Origin of the sequence: Pseudomonas typographi (assembly GCF_014694385.1) — a bacterium.
In the GTDB taxonomy this organism is placed as follows: Bacteria; Pseudomonadota; Gammaproteobacteria; order Pseudomonadales; family Pseudomonadaceae; genus Aquipseudomonas; species Aquipseudomonas typographi.
This window is the reverse complement of the sequence record NZ_JAAOCA010000008.1, coordinates 180,703-196,955: the sequence shown is the minus strand read 5'-3', so window position 1 is coordinate 196,955 and position 16,253 is coordinate 180,703. Positions and strand designations below refer to the sequence as shown.

Sequence of the window (16,253 nt, the reverse complement as noted above, 5' to 3'; positions counted from 1 at the left end):
AAGATATCAGTCGTTTTCTGATGGAGCGGTACAACTGGCGACGACCACATCAGTTCAACGAGGGCTTGGCGCCTGCCGTTGCCGAGGAAAAGCTCAATTCAGTGTCCGGGATCAGTTGACCACTACACAATGACCCTTTTGGTTTAACGATAACTATGACTCACCCTGTTCAGAAGCTCGCTATGGCACTCTCAGAAATGGCCGTTCGACACGCTCGCCACAGGTAATGACTACACGCTCGGTGATAGTGACGGCCTCGGCGCCCAATGTGACGACCAGCGGCGGAAAAATCTGGCTTTCCGTGACTACTGGGCGGGCATGCATAAGGCTTTTGTCCCTGGGTAGTTGCTCGCAAATCAGCCTTAAAGAAGCGTGGATCCGTCATGATGACGCGCGTGCTGGCCTAGTGTTCGTCAGGCCAGCACGTTCAGGCGTGGTGTTATTGCGACTTGATGGCTGTAACAGTGATTTCCACCAACCAGCCCGGCGGTACCAGGCGTATGACTTGAGCACGGGTACGCGTAGGCACGTTAGGCTGGGCCTGCGTTCCGAAGTACTGGTTGTAAACCTCGGAAACCCCCTCGAAGTCGGCCACTCCATTCAACGCCGGATCGCCGACGACAAGCGCTTGCATGCTCACCACGTCACCCAAAGTATAACCGTGACGCTTCAGTGTGGCCTCAATCTGCTTGATGACACTCAGGGTTTGCGCCTTGGTGTCGCCGTAAGCCTTGATCGAGCCGGCTGCGGTGCTCGGATCGGCAAGCTCGGGCCCGACCCCGCTGAGGACAATCTGCCTGGCATTGGCAGGGACCTCGATGGCTTCGGCGAACTCCCGAGCCCAAGGCTCGCTGGCACTGGCGGGGTTTAGGTGACGAACAATTGTGTCACTGGCTTGAGTAGTCATGGTGGTCAGCATTCCAGTTAGTACGATAACGAAGGTTGCAACACGCATCGAGTTTTTCTTTTGATGTCTTGGCATGGCCCTGCCGAGCAGCCCTGTCATCAGAGATTGCGGCACAGCAGCCGATCATCGGCAAGTGCTCATGCGCTGACAAACGATTTGATTGCACGCAGGCATGAGCTGGGGGCATGCATGGTGGAATTCACTTGGTTTCATGAATGAACTTGCTCGCCAAGTCACGAATCTGCGCCGCCTCGCTCTGTACCCATTTGCAGAACAATCTCAGGGAGCGGTCCTCCGCCGCGTCTTTGCCGGTCAGCAGGTAATACTCCCCGGCACTCTCAAGCCCAGGCTCGAAAGGGCACAGCAGCTCATGGCGAAAATCGCATTGCTGGAGCAGCACCAGTGGCACGATTGCCACGCCCTTGCAATCGCGTGCCGCCTGCAACGCAATAAAGAAGTGCCCGAAATCCGCCGTATCCTTGAATTTTTCGTAGTTGAGCTTGTGCTGGCCAAGCCAGTCAGGCCAGGCATGCTTGCGGCTTGAGGTATTTATCAGCCGGTAATGCAGCAGATCCTTCGGCGTCTCCAGCGGTGCGCCTTGGGACAGTAGGCGGCGGGCAATGACCGGCACCAGCACGTCGGCAAACAACGGCTCAGCCCTGACGCCGGCCCAATTGTCGACCATCTCCATTTCTATGCGCGGCTGTTTCTTCTGATAGACCTTGCCCGGCAGCCGCCCGACCCGTAGGGCGACGTCGACGGTGCCTGAATGAAAATCCACCGGATGGATCGAGGTGATCAAGCGTAGCTCAATGTCCGGATAAGCCTGGGTGAACTTGCCCAGGCGTGGCATCAGCCAGAGTGTGGCGAGCGTCGGCAGCACGTTGACCGTCACTATCTGCGGGTCCTTGCTGTTCCTCACTTTGACAGTGGCTTTGGCGATGGCCTGAAACGCAGCCTGAATGCTCTGCATGTATTGGCTGCCGGTATCCGTCAGCTTAATGCGCCGCGTCATGCGCACGAACAGCTTGCAGCCCAGGAAGGATTCCAGGGCGCGGATCTGGCGACTGACGGCGCTTTGGGTAATGAACAGCTCCTTGCCGGCGTCGGTGAAAGACAGATGACGGGCGGCGACTTCGAACACTTTGAGCGCAGCGAGCGGGGGCAACTGAGGCAACATGAGGGCACCACCTGGGAAAGGTTTATGCATGATTCTGGCTCATGCATAGGGGTCCAACAAGTTGTTTGTCAGGCCTCGCAGGTCGGCCCTACGATCACCCCATCAGCCGGCGCCCAATGTCGGCTGGGGCGTGCAAACCCAGAGTTGGAAGAGCCTAATTACAATGAAAACCATTTTTCAGGCGTCAGGAATTTCCAAACACTACGGCACCACCTGCGCTCTGCGCGATGCGAACCTGGTGTTGAAAGCAGGGCAGATTCACGCATTGATGGGGGAGAACGGCGCAGGGAAATCGACATTCGTCAAAATCCTGGTCGGTGCCATTCGCCCGGATAGCGGGGCACTGGTGCTGGACGGGCAACCGGTGGTCTTCGGTTCGGTGCGTGATGCATTGAAACAGGGCGTGGTTCCGGTTTATCAGCACTCCACCTTGTTCACCCGATTGACCGTGCTTGAAAACCTGAGTGCCTTTGGCCTGGGTAGCGCGCAACGTTCGTGGGCCCGGAACAACTGCCTGGATCGCCAGCAAGCGACTGAAGTGCTGAGCCTGGTCGGCCTGGATGTATCGCTGGACAGCCTGGTCGATGAGCTGTCGCTGGGCGAGCGGCAGTTGCTGGAAATCGCCCGTGGCGTGGGCCGACGCTGTTCGGTGCTGATTCTCGACGAGCCGACCGCTGCCCTGGGCGCCAGGGAAGCCAATCGCCTGCACCAGGCGTTGCAGGTGCTGTGCGCCAAACGCACGGCGATTCTCTACATCTCGCACAAGATCGACGATATCAAGCGCATGGCGGACGCCGTGACCATTCTGCGTGACGGTCTGACAGTAGTGAATGCCGCTGCCCGTGACGATATTTCTGCGGCGCAGATCGTCCAGCACATGCTCGGGCAAACCTTCGAGCCGCAAGCGTTGTGCGTGAGTACCCGAGGTGAGGTGGTGCTTGAGGCCAGGGACATCCGGCTGACACCCACGGCGCAACCGCTATCGCTTTGCGTGCACCAGGGTGAAGTGCTCGGCATCGTCGGTGTCGCCGGTTCTGGCGCCCTGCGTCTGGGCGAGGTGCTGGCAGGTGCGGCCAGTGGCCACGGCGGGACGGTCTCGCTCAATGCAACGTCCGAGGTGGTCAATGATCGCCAGTCGGCAATGCGCGCCGGTATCGGCTATGTGCCCTCGGATCGACATGCCGATGGTTTGTTCCTCGGCTTGTCCGCGCTGCAAAACGCCTCGGCATCGGTCTTGCGTGGTTTTTCGAGCTGGGGCGTCCTGCGCTTGCGCGAGGAGGCCGGTCCATTCGATGCCTTGATCGCTCAATTCAATCTCAACCCGCCACGACTGGATCTGGACGCGGCGTATTACAGCGGTGGTAATCAACAAAAGCTGCTGTTCTTGCGCAACCTGGTGCTACCGAACCTGCAGGTGCTGGTGGTGTTGGAGCCGACCCGAGGGGTGGATGTGGGGGCCCGCGAAAGCATTCATCAAGCGCTTCGTGCACTGGCCTGTCGCGGCATCGCGATCATCGTGGTGTCGTCCGATCTGCTGGAGGTGAACACCTTGTGTCATCAGTTGCTGGTGGTCGCTTCCCATCAGGTCGCGGGCCGGATGATGGCCGACGCGCAAACCGATGCAGTCCTTTCAATGATGGCGGGAGCGTGCTGATGACGACATTGATCAAACAGCATCCGGCGATTGCGCTGGGCTCGCGGATCGGTGTGATTGCCGTGCCGCTGCTGGTGTTTTTCTTGTGTGTATTGTTCGTGCCGAGATTCCTGTCCGTGGACAACTTGCAGAACGTATTGCGTGTCGGCTCGATTCTGCTGATTGCGGCCTGCGGGCAAACCGGGATCCTGATCGTCGGCGGAATCGATTTCTCAATGGGCTCGGCGGTCGCGCTGCTCAGCGTTGTGACCGTGATACTGGCGCCCGAGCTGGGTGTAGCACTGGCATTTACCGGCGGTATCTGTGTCGCGGTGCTGGTCGGCTTATGCAACGGTTTACTGATCGCGTACCTGAAGCTTCCGGCGTTTCTGGTGACCCTGGGCATGTTGCTGGTGCTGCATGGACTGGCGTCGCTGCTGTCCGGTGGAATGCCGCTGGACGCCGCACCTTCGCCGGGCTTCCTGTGGCTGGGCAGCGGGCACGTCGCGGGTATACCGGTGCCGATCATCCTCGCACTGCTGGCGGTACTGAGCCTGCATGGCCTGTTGCGGTACACGCTGGTCGGGCGCAGCTGGTACCTGGTCGGGACCAACTTCAACGCCGCGCTGAATGCCGGGCTGCCGGCACGGCGCATGGTGTTGCTGGCCTATATCGTCGCCGGGCTGTTTTGCGCACTGGCCGGGGCGATTCTGACCAGCCGCGTCGGCTCCGGCCAGCCCAATCTTTATCCCGACCTGGCGTTCGCCACCATTGCGGTCTGCGCCATTAGCGGGATTCCGTTGAATGGCGGGCGCGGCTCTGCGGTGCAGGTGGTGTGCGGCACGCTGATCATCGCCATGCTCAATAACGCTGTGGTGCTGCTCAACCTGACTTCGGCCTGGCAACAGTTGCTGATGGCGCTGGTTATCGGTGCCGCGGTGGTGCTGCCGCAATTGTCCAACGTTCGTCGACGCTGCGTCCACCTGCTTAGGGGCAACGCTCAATGAAGGCATCAACGATCAACCGCCAGGCACGTTTTCTGGTGGCCCCCGGTGCTTTGCTCCTGGTTTTATTGATGGCAGGGGCCCTGGTTGCTGATTACGCAAGCCTGGGCAACCTGCAAAACATCGGCTCGCAAGCCGTCATCCTCGCACTGCTGGCGTTGGGGCAGATGCTGGTGATGCTGGTGCGCGGCTTTGATATTTCAGTGGGGGCGGTCGCGGCCTGTTCGAGCACCGTCGCCGCACTGACCATGGATTGGCTGGGTACTCCCTCGATCGCCCTCGCGGTGGTGGTCGGTTTGCTGTTCGGTGGCCTCAATGGGCTGCTGATTGCCTACCTTCGGGTGCAGCCGATTGTCGCGACACTGTGCAGCATGATTGCGGCTCAAGGCCTGGCGCGACTGATTTCCGATGACGGTCAACCGGTGGTGCCTATCGACGCCAGCGCACTGACAGACCTGGCCTTTCAAAACGTCGCGGGGATTCCGCTGCTGCTGGCCCCTGCCTTGGTCTGCATGCTGCTGGTCGGGCTGATCCTGAAGAAATTCACCCTCGGGCGGCACCTGTTCATGGTCGGCTGCGACCCGCAGGCCGCGTCACTGGTGGGCGTCGACAGTCGCCGGGTGACGTGCATCGCCTATCTGGCCTGTGGCGCATTGGCGGGCCTGGCCGGCGCCGTGCTCTTTTGCAAGACCGGCACCGGCTTGCCCACCGAGGGCGTCAGTTGGGCGCTGCAATCGGTGGCCGCGGCCGTGATCGGCGGCACCGCATTGCGGGGCGGGACGGCGAGCGTCTGGCCAGTGTTTTTCGGCGTGCTGCTGATCCAGGCGCTGGAGACCGCATTGAATATCGAAGGGGTGTCACCGTTCATTGCGGAGATCGTGATGGGCCTGATCATTCTCGTTGCTGGCGGCCTGGATCGTTTGATCCTGCGGCTTTTTTCCTCCTCTACCGCATACGGTGAATCATGATGAAGACGTTAATACAGCCTTGGCGTGCGCCACTTGCAATGCTTGCCGTGACCCTATCGTGCGTCACCGGAGCGGGCGCGGAGGAGTTGACGATCGGTTACGCCGTGCCAAGCCTGTCGCAGTCTTTCTGGATATCCAGCGCCTATGGCGCGCAGGACGAGGCGAGCAAGGAGGGCGTCAAACTGATCAAGCTCAGTGCTGGCGGGGATGGCAATGTCGCCCAGCAGATCTCCCAGTTGCAGTCGTTGATCCAGCGACGTGTCGGGGCCATCGTCGTCGGCGCAACCAATGGTGACGCGGTGCGCGCAGTGGTGGATCAGGCGGTGCGCCAGGGGATTGCGGTGATCGGTATTTCGTCGCCGCCCAACAGTCAGCACCTGACCTCCATCGTCACCGCCGATCATTACGACATGGGTCGCATGCAGGCTGAGTGCCTCGGTGAGGCGCTGCAAGGGCAGGGCGATGTGGCAATGCTCGCAGGTCCCTCCGGACAAGCGTGGTCGGACCTGCGCGCCCAGGGTTTTCGCGAGACTCTCAAAGACAAATTCCCCGGGATCAACGTGGTAGCGCAATCGCGTCTGGCAGACAACCGCAACGCCTCGCTCAATACCACCGAAGACTGGTTACAGCGATTCGCCAACCTCAAAGGCATCTACTCGGCCACCGAAGACATGGCCGCAGGTGCCGTGGCCGCGCTGCGTGCCTCGGGCCGACTGGAGCAAGTCAAGGTTTCCACCTCTAACTTCAGCCCGACCACCCGGGAGCTGTTGGCCAACAACGAGGTCGTGTGCAGTTCGGTGCAACAGGTGGTCGAGCAGGGGCGTTCCGCCTTGCGCCTGGCCGTTGCGGCAGCGCACAAGCAAAGCGTCGAAGAAGTCGTGTCGCTGCCCGCCCTGAAAATCTCGCCCCAGGACGTGGCAACAATCAACCTGGACCAGGTCATGGCGCCTGCCAGTTACACCCCGTGACCATCGGCCAACGGTTTCTCCCACTCCTTCAAGAACCGTCATCAAAAGAGGCTTGCTCATGCTACCTGGACCTAATCGTTTCGCTTATTCAGGCATAGAGTCACGCGCAGATTTCCAATGGCCGGAGGGCAAGCGACTGGCGTTTTATGTCGCGCTCTGCGTCGAGCATTTTTCCTACGGCAGCGGCGGGCTCGGGCTGTCTTACTCGCCCGGTATTTCTCAACCGAACACCTACAACTGGGCTTGGCGCGAGTACGGCAATCGCGTCGGTGGCTGGCGCATTCTTGCACTGTGCAAGGAGTTGGGCATTCCGCTCACGGTGCTGCTCAACACTGAATGCTATGAGCACTGCCCTGAGCTGGTACAGGCACTGGTGGATGCAGGAGCGGAAATCGTTTCCCATGGGCGCAGCAACTCCGAAATACAGAACGGTTTGTCAGAAGAGCAAGAACGACAGTTGATCCATTCGGCGACCGAATCGATCAAGCAACACAGCGGCTTGCAGCCCGCCGGCTGGATGAGCCCCGGTGCCAACCCTAGCGCCGTGACCGAAGACCTGCTGCAAGAAGCCGGCTATTTGTACACGCTGGACTGGCCGATGGATGACCAGCCGGTATGGATGAAAACCCGTGAAGGCAAGCTGCTGAGCCTGCCTTACCCGCATGAAGTCAACGATGTGCCCATGGTCGTTCTGCACCACGGAACCGCGCCGGCCTTCGCGGAAATGGCAATCGCCAATTTCGATGAAATGCTGGTCCAGTCCAGCCAGCAGTCCCTCGTCTACGGCATGACCCTGCACACCTTCATCATGGGTCAGCCATTTCGGCTACAGGCCTTGCGCAAACTGCTCGAACACATCAAGCGCCGGGACGATGCCGTCTGGTTCACCACCGCCGGGCAAATTGCCAAGCATTACGCGCAGCAGATTGCGCCGGATTTAAACGATAGCCCTCAGGGAGCCCCGGCATGAACACTAACCCCTATTCTTCCGATTTACGCATTGGAATCGTCGGTCTGGGCGCTGTCGGTGCGTCGTTGGCGCGAACCTTCGACGCTGGCATCCCCGGCATCCGCCTGGTGGGCATCACCGTACGCAACCCCGAGCGCGCAGCAGGGGTGTTGGCCAACCTGAAGAATCCACTGGCGCTGCTGGACCTGGAAGAATTGGTGCAGGCCAGCGATGTGGTCATCGAATGCGCACCCGCGGCGCTATTGCCGCAGATTGCGCTGCCCGTTCTGAGCGCCGGTAAAAAGCTGGTGGTGCTCAGCTCAGGCGCCTTGCTGGAAAGCCCGCACCTGATCGACCTGGCACGCCTGCACGGTGGCCAAATTCTTGTGCCCACCGGTGCCTTGCTTGGGCTGGATGCAGTGACCGCAGCGGCGGAGGGCGTGATTCACTCCGTACGAATGATCACGCGCAAGCCACCTCGTGGCCTGGTGGGTGCGCCTTATCTATTGGAGAACTTCATCAGCATCGAAGGGCTCGACAAGCCCAAGCGCGTGTTCAAGGGCAGTGCACGCGAGGCCGCTCGCGGGTTTCCGGCCAACCTCAATGTGGTGGTGGCCCTATCGCTGGCGGGGATCGGCCCTGACCGCACAGCCCTGGAAATCTGGGCAGACCCGTCGGTGATCCGCAACACTCATTTGATCGAGGTCGATGCCGATTCGGCGAGCCTGACCATGACCATCGAGAACATCCCTTCGGACAACCCCAGGACCGGTCGCATCACCGCGCAGAGTGTGGTGGCTCTGCTACGCAAAATGAACGCGCCGCTGCGCATCGGTACGTGAAGCCGCAGCTCCATGGCGTCTGCCAATTGGCCGCCTGCAGCTTGCCAGTGCCGACACCGAGCGGTTGGCCCTGGCTCATCGCCCGATCGATCATGGAGCATTGTCCGTCATGAGCATGATGTCGCTGGAGTCATTGCGTATCGAGTTGGCGCGCGGTAGAACCACCAGTCGCGCGCTGCTTGAAACCTGCCTGGAACGCGCGCTCGATCCGGACGGTGAAGGTGCGCGCACCTTTTTGCACATTGATGTGAGAGGCGCCCGGCTGCGGGCGGATGCGGTCGATGCCTGGCGGCAAAAAGGCCGACAGATGTCGCCTTACGCGGGACTTGTGGTCTCGGTCAAAGACCTGTTCGACGTGGCGGGGCAAGTCACGGCCGCCGGCTCTCGGGTGCTATCCAGCGCACCGCCGGCCCACGAGGACGCCTTCGCCGTTGCGCGACTGAAGGCCGCGGGTTTTATCATCATCGGCCGAACCAATATGAGCGAGTTTGCCTATACCGGCATTGGCCTCAACCCCCATTACGGGACGCCGGCCAACCCCTTTGAACGGGCACTCAAACGCATCCCCGGGGGCTCGTCTGCGGGGGCGGCGATATCTGTCACTGACGGGATGGCGGCGGCAGGGCTCGGTACCGATACCGGTGGCTCGTGCCGGATTCCCGCGGCCTTGACCGGCATTAGCGGCTTCAAACCCAGCGCATCGAGGGTGAATGGCAGGGGCGTGTTTGGGTTGTCCAAGAGCCTCGACTCAATAGGCGTACTGGCGCCTGACGCGGGCTGTTGCGCGATTATCGATAGCATCGTTGCCGGAACCGAGATCCGACTGCCCGCTGAAATCGATCTGCGTGGAGTGAAGTTCGGCGTGCCCCAGACCTTGGTGCTCGATGGCCTCGACCGGCACGTGGCGCGGACGTATTCGGCAGTCTTGAAGCGCTTGCACGATGCCGGCGCCGACCTGCAGGAGATGGCGCTTGATGAGTTGGCCGAAGTGGCCACGATCAATCGCCGGGGAGCGATTGTGGCGTTTGAAGCTTATGCCTTGCATGAGGAGATGTTGCGTACCTGTGCGGATCAGTACGACCCCAATGTACGAGCGCGTATCGAGAACGGTGCGTTGTACCGCCAGGCTGATTATGAGGATGCCTGTATCGCTCGCCGGGACTGGATCATGCGTGTGCAGCGCCGCATGCAGGACGTGGATCTGTTGATATGCCCCACCGTCCCGATCATCGCACCGACCTTCTCCCAAGTGGCAGACAACCGGGATTTCCAACACTTCAACCTGCTATTGCTGCGCAATCCCATGCTCGCCAATTTTCTTGATGGCTGCTCTGTTTCCATCCCTTGCCATGAACCCGGCACAGCCCCTGTGGGGTTGATGCTGATCGATCGGCATGGCCGCGATGCACCGTTGCTGAGTGTCGCTCAGTCCGTGCAACGACTTTTACGAAGCGTCGAAAACCGCGTGTGACCTAACGTTCAGCTGTTATCTGGAGAACATCATGCAATCATTTTTTCACCTGGCTTATCACGTTCGCGACCTCGATGAATCGCGACATTTCTACTGCACGTTGTTGGGGCGCAAGGAAGGACGGAGTACCGAGACCTGGGTCGATATCGACTTTTTCGGTCACCAGCTCTCATTGCATCTTGGCGAGCCTTTCGCCGTGACCAACACCGGACGCGTCGGCGAACATTGGGTGCCGATGCCACACCTGGGGGTGATTCTCGCAATGCCCGACTGGCAGACGCTGGCTGATCGACTGGTAAAGCAGGGGATTGTATTTGTCATGGCGCAGAGCATTCGTTTTGCCGGCCAACCGGGCGAGCAGGCGACGATGTTCTTCCTCGACCCGGCGGGAAACCCGATTGAAGTGAAGGGCTTCGCAGATCTGCAGCAGGTGTATGTCGTATGAATCCGCCGATTCCGTTTCTCGCCGCGACCGGCTATCCGGCGACGCAACAGTGGATCGCAGCCCTGCAAGAAGCGATGCCTGGCGAACGTATTGTCACCTTGAGCCAACTCAATGACGCTGATAAAGCCGAGTGCACCCTGGCCATCGTGGCCAATCCCAGCCCCGTCGACTTGAAGCAGTTGCCTCAGTTGCTCTGGGTACACAGCGTCTGGGCGGGCGTCGAACGCCTCGTTGCCGACCTGAAGCAGACTCAGGCTGAACTGAAGATCGTCCGCCTGATCGACCCGCAACTCGCCGAAACCATGGCCGAAGCCGTACTGGCCTGGACGTTGTATCTGCATCGCGACATGCCCGGCTATATCCGTCAGCAACGGCAGAAACTGTGGCAGCCACTGCCTGCCGTGCGCGCTCAAGAGCGGACGGTCGGCTTGCTTGGCATGGGCGTGCTTGGCGAAGCGACTGCACAGCGTTTGCATGCGGCGAACTTCAAGGTCAGAGGTTGGAGTCGCGAACGCAAGGCTCTGGCAAATGTCGAGTGCTTCGCTGGCTATGTAGAATTGCAATCGATGCTCGCCGCGACCGACATCCTAGTCTGCCTCCTGCCATTGACCGAGCACACTACCGGGTTGCTCAACGCTCAAACCCTCGGCTGGTTACCGGTGGGTGCCCGCTTGATCAACTTTGCCAGAGGGCCGATCATCGATGACGCAGCGCTGTTGAGCGCACTGAACAGCGGCCATATTGGTCATGCGGTACTGGACGTCTTTGCCGTCGAACCCTTGCCCCAAGACCAATGGCAGTGGACGCACCCACAGGTGTCGGTCCTGCCACATTGCTCCGCACCGACCCATCATAAAACCGCATCAGCCATTGTCGCATCCAACATTCAGGCATTTCGCAGCAGCGGTTTGATCCCGGCAAGCGTCGACACGCAAGCAGGTTACTGAATAGATATCTGTCCAGCGAGACAAATCGCCAACCTACACTCCAGGCTCCTACCCTTGTACGGGACTGAGCGGGTAGAAGAACGTGGCTCTCGCGTCCCTAAAATGGATCTCTATAAATGAACGACCAACCTGAACTTGTTTTCTTCGTTTAATCCCCGCGCCAGATGGCACCTTTTAAACACAAGCATATTGATACACCGTCGCACTCCAATACTGGCCGCCGCTATGTTTTTAGCGAATCCATCCATCTGCCCCGAGTTGTTTGGCGATCATTCGATTCATAAAGCCATGACCGAGTCGCAGAACCGGTCCTTCGCTGGCAAGGGACTGCAGTCGTCGAGCTGCCGTGCTGGCGTCTATCCTCGCAGTGCCGGCGGATTCGACGCTGCGTGAATAGCCGCACAACCATAAGACTCGAAGGATCATGCCCAGGTAAACGACGGTAGTGGTGGCAGTTTTCAATGATCATAAGGCAGTTGCGCTTCACAGAAAAGCGCGTCGACGAGGGCGGGCTTCAGGCCAAGAGCCTGGACGGAGGTTAGCGGTAACCGTCCGGCCAAGTCACCTACCGAACTCCAGCATTAAGGACGATGGTGTCCGCGTATTTTGATCTGACCCCGAAGAGTTGGACGCCTTCTATGCCCGCCGTGCTTGAGTCCTGTATTCCACAGGGCTTAGGCCACTCAGCTTCAGCCCGATTCGCGAATGATTGTAGTAGTGTATGTAACCCTCAATCCCTGCTTCAAGCTCATCAAGGCTGTTGAATTTGTTCAGGTAAAAGAACTCTGACTTCAAGGTGCCGAAAAAGCTTTCCATAGCCGCATTGTCATAGCAATTTCCTTTGCGAGACATGCTCGGCCTCACCGCTCGCTCACTCAGGACACGATCCTATGGGCTTTGGAAATCGCATGGCGATTCATTTGCGTTGCTGACTGTCGGTGGCCATATGTTCATGGAGCAGGTGGCTGGTTGGCCGTGGAATCCGCAGCCTCGCCCGGCGGTGAGTGCAAGGGGATCTTCACAACGAACGTGGTGCCCGTAGCCTCGTCGGAAGATACATCGATTTGGCCATCGTGTGCGGCAACAATCTGGGCGGCAATGAAAAGGCCCAGCCCCAAGCTTGCGTATGGGCCGTAATCAATGGATGCCTTGGGAGAGTAACGCCCCATCGGATTGAAAATGAAGGGAAGAAGGTCGGGGGGGATAGTACTGCCGCTGTTATGGACGCTAAAAAAAAGCGTTTGACCAGAGGTGTCAAGCGTCACCATAACAGGCGTGTGGGCAGAGCCATGCTGCACGGCGTTCCCGATCAGATTAGAGAAAACTTGCTCAAGCCGGGCGCCATCAAACTCACCCTCTACCGGCTCAAGCGGATTCAACAGGATAATGGCCTCCGGATAAACGGTACGCACTTCATCGACGATGCGTTCACAAACGGGCGACATATCGATGTGCGCCCTTTTAACCGGTATCCCAGGGCCGAGCTGGGAACGTGTGAAGTCCAGTAAATCACCCACGATATGTGCGGCTCGCTTCACGCTCGCATAGATGCGCGACGCAATCTTCGTTGCCCTCGCACCCAAGTCATCCGTTCGTAGCAGCACGTCAGCCCCCAACAGAATCGCGCTTAAAGGCGTACGCAAATCATGCGCGAGGATCCCCAGGAAGATGTTGCGAGAGGCTTGAACAGCGCTCGTGTAGCTGGCCAGTGATTCTGTAACTGCTTGGTCGATGGCTTCGTTGAAACGGATCATATCTTCAACTTCAAATTGCTGCCCGCCCTTGATGTGCTTCATCCAGTGGCTCACCACACTTGCACGCAGTGCTCGGAACTCGGAAACCACTTGGTCTATGGAAAACCCGTCCATCAACCGCGCCATCGCATGGGACTCGGCGGCAGTGCCTTCCGCTGAGGGGCCGTGCCCTTGAGATTTTTCGAACTGTTGATGTGCAGACTGCTCCGTACCAAGATCCGTTGCGATCGCTCGAAGCATCAGTTCTGCATGGTCACGCAGTGCCTCGGAATTTAAAGGTTTGGCCGCTGTATGCAGCGTACGCGCGAAATTCTCCCACTCTTGGAGGATCGGTTCGATGTTTTCGATCAGGAAGCTGGATAAACGCATGGCCATTTCTATCCTAAAGAGGTGAAGCATGTCGGGCTACGCTTCGCCGACTGAGTAAAGCATCAATAAGGTGATTGGAGCGGTAATTGCCCTTTGAGTGCAGTAAACCGCCCATTCGCCAAGACGCATGAATGGGCATGATCCGTATGCTTATCTTAAGGATGTACTGACGCGGTTGCCGACGCAGAAGGCCAGTGAAATCGGGCAGCTATTGCCGCACCGGTGGATGCCGGGTTGACCGGTGCAAGGTGTGTTCCGCATACGCTTACGGTAGCCTTGCGCTTGAACTCAGCGGAAAAGGTACGGCGTTGTTTGGTCATCAGACACCCCTCTGGGGTGAGCATTCTCGCCCAAATGGGTGGCGGGTTTCATTAGACCACTACAACTGCACAGCGAGTGCGTTTCAGCAAGACCATCGCCACGAACGAAGCCTGTCGCCAAGCCGATCTTGCGCTGGCGAAGCAAGCGTCCACTTGCCCGGACAGTCTGGGGCAGCCACCGGTCGGCCGCCAGTTAAGATTTGGCACCTGCATGCCGATGCCCTTAAAACCATAGGGGTGGCGCGGCAAATTCAATAGACCTTCGCCGTCCTTCACTTTGAAACCTCGCGGGAATTCCATGTTCGACTCTCTTTCAATTCGCCTCAAGATCGTGCTGCTGTCTGGCGTCTGCTTGTTGGGCGTAGTCGGTCTAATCGTCGGTATGAACCTGTGGCAGGCCAGTGAAAACAATAAATTAGTCGGCACCTCCAGCCAGAAGATGCTGACCGATAGCGTGGAAAATCTACTTACCGCCAAGGCCGCCGAAAAAGCTGTGCTTATACAGAAAACTTTCGGCGACAGCCTGTTGGTGATCACAGCCCTGGCTGATCAAGTGGCCGACATGCGCGCCACGGCCGCCAAACGCGGTGAAGAGCCTATAGCTCTGCGGGAGGACCTCAACGCTGCCCTCAAGACCGCCTTCGAGCGAAACAAAGACGTCCTGGGTGTATGGCTGGTGTTTGAGCCCAACGCTCTGGAGGGCCACGATGCCGAGTTTATCGGCGACGAAAAGCGCGGTTCCAACGAAACCGGTCGCTTCAGCACTTATTGGACGCGCCCAGCTGGGCTCAGCATTAATCAGCCAATTGACGAAGCCGACTTGAGCAAGGCTGACGTCAGCATCAGCGGCACCCCCTACAATAGCTGGTACGCCTGTCCAAAGAATACCGGCAAGACCTGCATGCTCGAACCCTACGTTGACACCGTCGGTGACAAGCCGGTGTTTATGACCACCACCTCCATGCCCATCTGGGTAGAAGGTAAGGTGGTCGGAGTGATCGGCATCGACATTGCGCTGGATGCTCTGCAGGCTGCGGCGGTCAAGGCTCAAGGTGAACTGTTCGGTGGCACTGGGCATATGCTGATCGTTTCCGGCAGCGGTGTACTTGCGGCCAACAGCAACGACGGCGCAACTATGGGCAAGAAAGTAGAACTGGTACTCCCCAATGAAGCGGCGGAAATCGTTCAGCTGATCGGCAGCAACAACGCCAGCGTGATAGAGCAAGGCGAGACCATTCGCGCGGTATACCCGGTGCAACTGCTGCCGGACGCCAAGGCTTGGGGCGTGATCATCGACCTGCCCAAGCACGTATTGAAAGCCGACGCGATCAAGCTGCAAGGCATACTCGATTCGGCCCAAGGCAGCGGGACCTTCAAGGCACTGCTGGTGGCGACACTGGCGGGGCTAGTGGGCCTTATGCTGATCTGGCTGGCGGCGTCCGGGGTGACGCGTCCGATCAACAGCGTGGCAGCTATGCTAAAGGGAATCGCCAGCGGTGACGGCGATTTGACCCAACGCCTGAAGTACACCAAGCGTGATGAGCTGGGTGAACTGGTTAACTGGTTCAACCGGTTCTTAGACAAATTGCAGCCAACCGTCGCGCAGATCAAGCAAAGCATCGCCGAAGCCCGCGCTACGGCCGATCAGTCTTCGGAAATTGCCCGCCAGACCAGCGATGGCATGCAGGTGCAGTTCCGCGAGATCGATCAGGTGGCTACCGCTTCCAACGAAATGAGCGCCACAGCCCACGAGGTCGCTAACAGCGCCTCCAGTGCGGCCGGTGCGGCCGGTGGCGCGGAGCAGTCGGTTCGCGAAGGGATGAGTATCATCGAGCGCAGCACCCATGACATCAACCTGCTGGCCGAGGAGGTCAGCAAGGCCGTGACGGAGGTCGAAGCCCTGGCGGTCAATAGCGAGCAAATCGGCTCGGTGCTCGAAGTCATCCGTTCCATCGCTGACCAGACTAACTTACTGGCGCTCAACGCCGCCATCGAAGCGGCTCGTGCCGGTGAAAGCGGCCGCGGCTTTGCCGTAGTAGCCGACGAGGTGCGCAACCTTGCCAAGCGCACCCAGGACTCGGTAGAGGAAATACGCCAAGTTATCGAGCGGATCCAGAAGGGCACCCACGGTGTGGTGCAGGCTATGCACTCCAGCCAGACCAAGGCGCAGGACAACGCCGGGCAGATCCAGCATGCGGTGAAAGCCCTTAGCAAGATCAGTGATGCGGTGACAGTGATCAGCGACATGAACCTGCAGATCGCCAGCGCCGCCGAGCAGCAAAGTGCGGTGGCCGAAGAGGTCAACCGCAACGTCTCGGCCATTCGCGGTGTGACCGAAACCCTTACGGGACAAGCCACTGAGTCGGCCCACGTGAGCAGCCAGCTCAACGCTCTCGCCACCCGGCAGATGGGGCTGATGGATCAATTTCGGGTGTAGTCCATGGCCCACTCCGCCTCGTTACCGCTGTAACGAAGCAAACCAAGCTGCCTGTGAAG

At 59.1% G+C, this 16,253-nt stretch carries 13 protein-coding genes and 3 pseudogenes; 11 read left to right on the top strand and 5 right to left on the bottom strand.

Annotated elements, in window-relative coordinates; genetic code table 11:
• Positions 1–439 precede the first annotated feature (439 nt).
• Together HAQ05_RS08700 and HAQ05_RS08695 are read right to left on the bottom strand one after the other, a co-directional pair.
• A complete protein-coding gene (locus tag HAQ05_RS08700; protein WP_238936486.1) occupies positions 440–1,006 on the bottom strand; it encodes a RidA family protein in 567 nt (188 codons plus the stop codon).
• A gap of 100 nt (positions 1,007–1,106) precedes the next feature.
• A complete protein-coding gene (locus HAQ05_RS08695; protein ID WP_190419434.1) occupies positions 1,107–2,051 on the bottom strand; it encodes a LysR substrate-binding domain-containing protein in 945 nt (314 codons plus the stop codon).
• 199 nt (positions 2,052–2,250) lie between these two features.
• Here HAQ05_RS08695 and HAQ05_RS08690 point away from each other — a divergent pair, with 199 nt between their 5' ends.
• The 9 genes from HAQ05_RS08690 to HAQ05_RS08650 all read left to right on the top strand — a co-directional run bounded on the left by HAQ05_RS08690 (position 2,251) and on the right by HAQ05_RS08650 (position 11,314).
• Positions 2,251–3,741 carry a sugar ABC transporter ATP-binding protein gene (locus tag HAQ05_RS08690; RefSeq protein WP_190419432.1) on the top strand — a complete coding sequence of 497 codons (1,491 nt, stop codon included), beginning with the start codon at positions 2,251–2,253 and terminating at the stop codon, positions 3,739–3,741.
• Positions 3,741–4,727, top strand: a complete 987-nt coding sequence (locus HAQ05_RS08685) for an ABC transporter permease (protein ID WP_190419430.1) — start codon at positions 3,741–3,743, stop codon at positions 4,725–4,727. The genes HAQ05_RS08690 and HAQ05_RS08685 overlap by 1 nt, the downstream gene beginning before the upstream one ends.
• A complete protein-coding gene (locus HAQ05_RS08680; protein WP_190419428.1) occupies positions 4,724–5,692 on the top strand; it encodes an ABC transporter permease in 969 nt (322 codons plus the stop codon). Before HAQ05_RS08685 ends, HAQ05_RS08680 begins: the two co-directional genes overlap by 4 nt.
• Before the next feature lie 47 nt (positions 5,693–5,739).
• Positions 5,740–6,660: a substrate-binding domain-containing protein gene (locus HAQ05_RS08675; protein WP_202988051.1), complete on the top strand. Its 921-nt coding sequence runs from the start codon at positions 5,740–5,742 to the stop codon at positions 6,658–6,660.
• A 58-nt stretch (positions 6,661–6,718) separates the two neighbouring features.
• The gene (locus HAQ05_RS08670; protein WP_190419426.1) at positions 6,719–7,630 is read left to right on the top strand and encodes a polysaccharide deacetylase family protein; all 912 of its coding nucleotides are present in this window, start codon (positions 6,719–6,721) and stop codon (positions 7,628–7,630) included.
• Positions 7,627–8,451, top strand: a complete 825-nt coding sequence (locus HAQ05_RS08665; protein ID WP_190419424.1) for an aspartate dehydrogenase — start codon at positions 7,627–7,629, stop codon at positions 8,449–8,451. The genes HAQ05_RS08670 and HAQ05_RS08665 overlap by 4 nt, the downstream gene beginning before the upstream one ends.
• A gap of 109 nt (positions 8,452–8,560) precedes the next feature.
• Positions 8,561–9,922: an amidase gene (locus HAQ05_RS08660; RefSeq protein ID WP_202988050.1), complete on the top strand. Its 1,362-nt coding sequence runs from the start codon at positions 8,561–8,563 to the stop codon at positions 9,920–9,922.
• A 31-nt stretch (positions 9,923–9,953) separates the two neighbouring features.
• Positions 9,954–10,367, top strand: coding sequence for a VOC family protein (locus tag HAQ05_RS08655; protein ID WP_190419422.1), 414 nt, complete (start codon positions 9,954–9,956; stop codon positions 10,365–10,367).
• Positions 10,364–11,314: a 2-hydroxyacid dehydrogenase gene (locus HAQ05_RS08650; RefSeq protein ID WP_190419420.1), complete on the top strand. Its 951-nt coding sequence runs from the start codon at positions 10,364–10,366 to the stop codon at positions 11,312–11,314. The genes HAQ05_RS08655 and HAQ05_RS08650 overlap by 4 nt, the downstream gene beginning before the upstream one ends.
• A gap of 231 nt (positions 11,315–11,545) precedes the next feature.
• On the opposite strand, the pseudogene HAQ05_RS28600 reads toward HAQ05_RS08650, so the two are convergent.
• The 3 genes and pseudogenes from HAQ05_RS28600 to HAQ05_RS08640 all read right to left on the bottom strand — a co-directional run.
• Positions 11,546–11,856, bottom strand: a pseudogene (locus HAQ05_RS28600) (histidine phosphatase family protein); the annotation flags it as partial.
• 94 nt (positions 11,857–11,950) lie between these two features.
• Positions 11,951–12,178: pseudogene (locus HAQ05_RS08645) on the bottom strand (IS3 family transposase); the annotation flags it as partial.
• A gap of 86 nt (positions 12,179–12,264) precedes the next feature.
• Complete coding sequence (locus tag HAQ05_RS08640) at positions 12,265–13,437, bottom strand: sensor histidine kinase (RefSeq protein WP_190419419.1); 1,173 nt, start codon at positions 13,435–13,437, stop codon at positions 12,265–12,267.
• A 124-nt stretch (positions 13,438–13,561) separates the two neighbouring features.
• On the opposite strand from HAQ05_RS08640, the pseudogene HAQ05_RS08635 reads away from it, so the two are divergent.
• Together HAQ05_RS08635 and HAQ05_RS08630 are read left to right on the top strand one after the other, a co-directional pair.
• Positions 13,562–13,675: pseudogene (locus tag HAQ05_RS08635) on the top strand (transposase domain-containing protein); the annotation flags it as partial.
• Between the two features lie 380 nt (positions 13,676–14,055).
• The gene (locus HAQ05_RS08630; RefSeq protein WP_190419417.1) at positions 14,056–16,194 is read left to right on the top strand and encodes a methyl-accepting chemotaxis protein; all 2,139 of its coding nucleotides are present in this window, start codon (positions 14,056–14,058) and stop codon (positions 16,192–16,194) included.
• Positions 16,195–16,253: the final 59 nt, after the last annotated feature.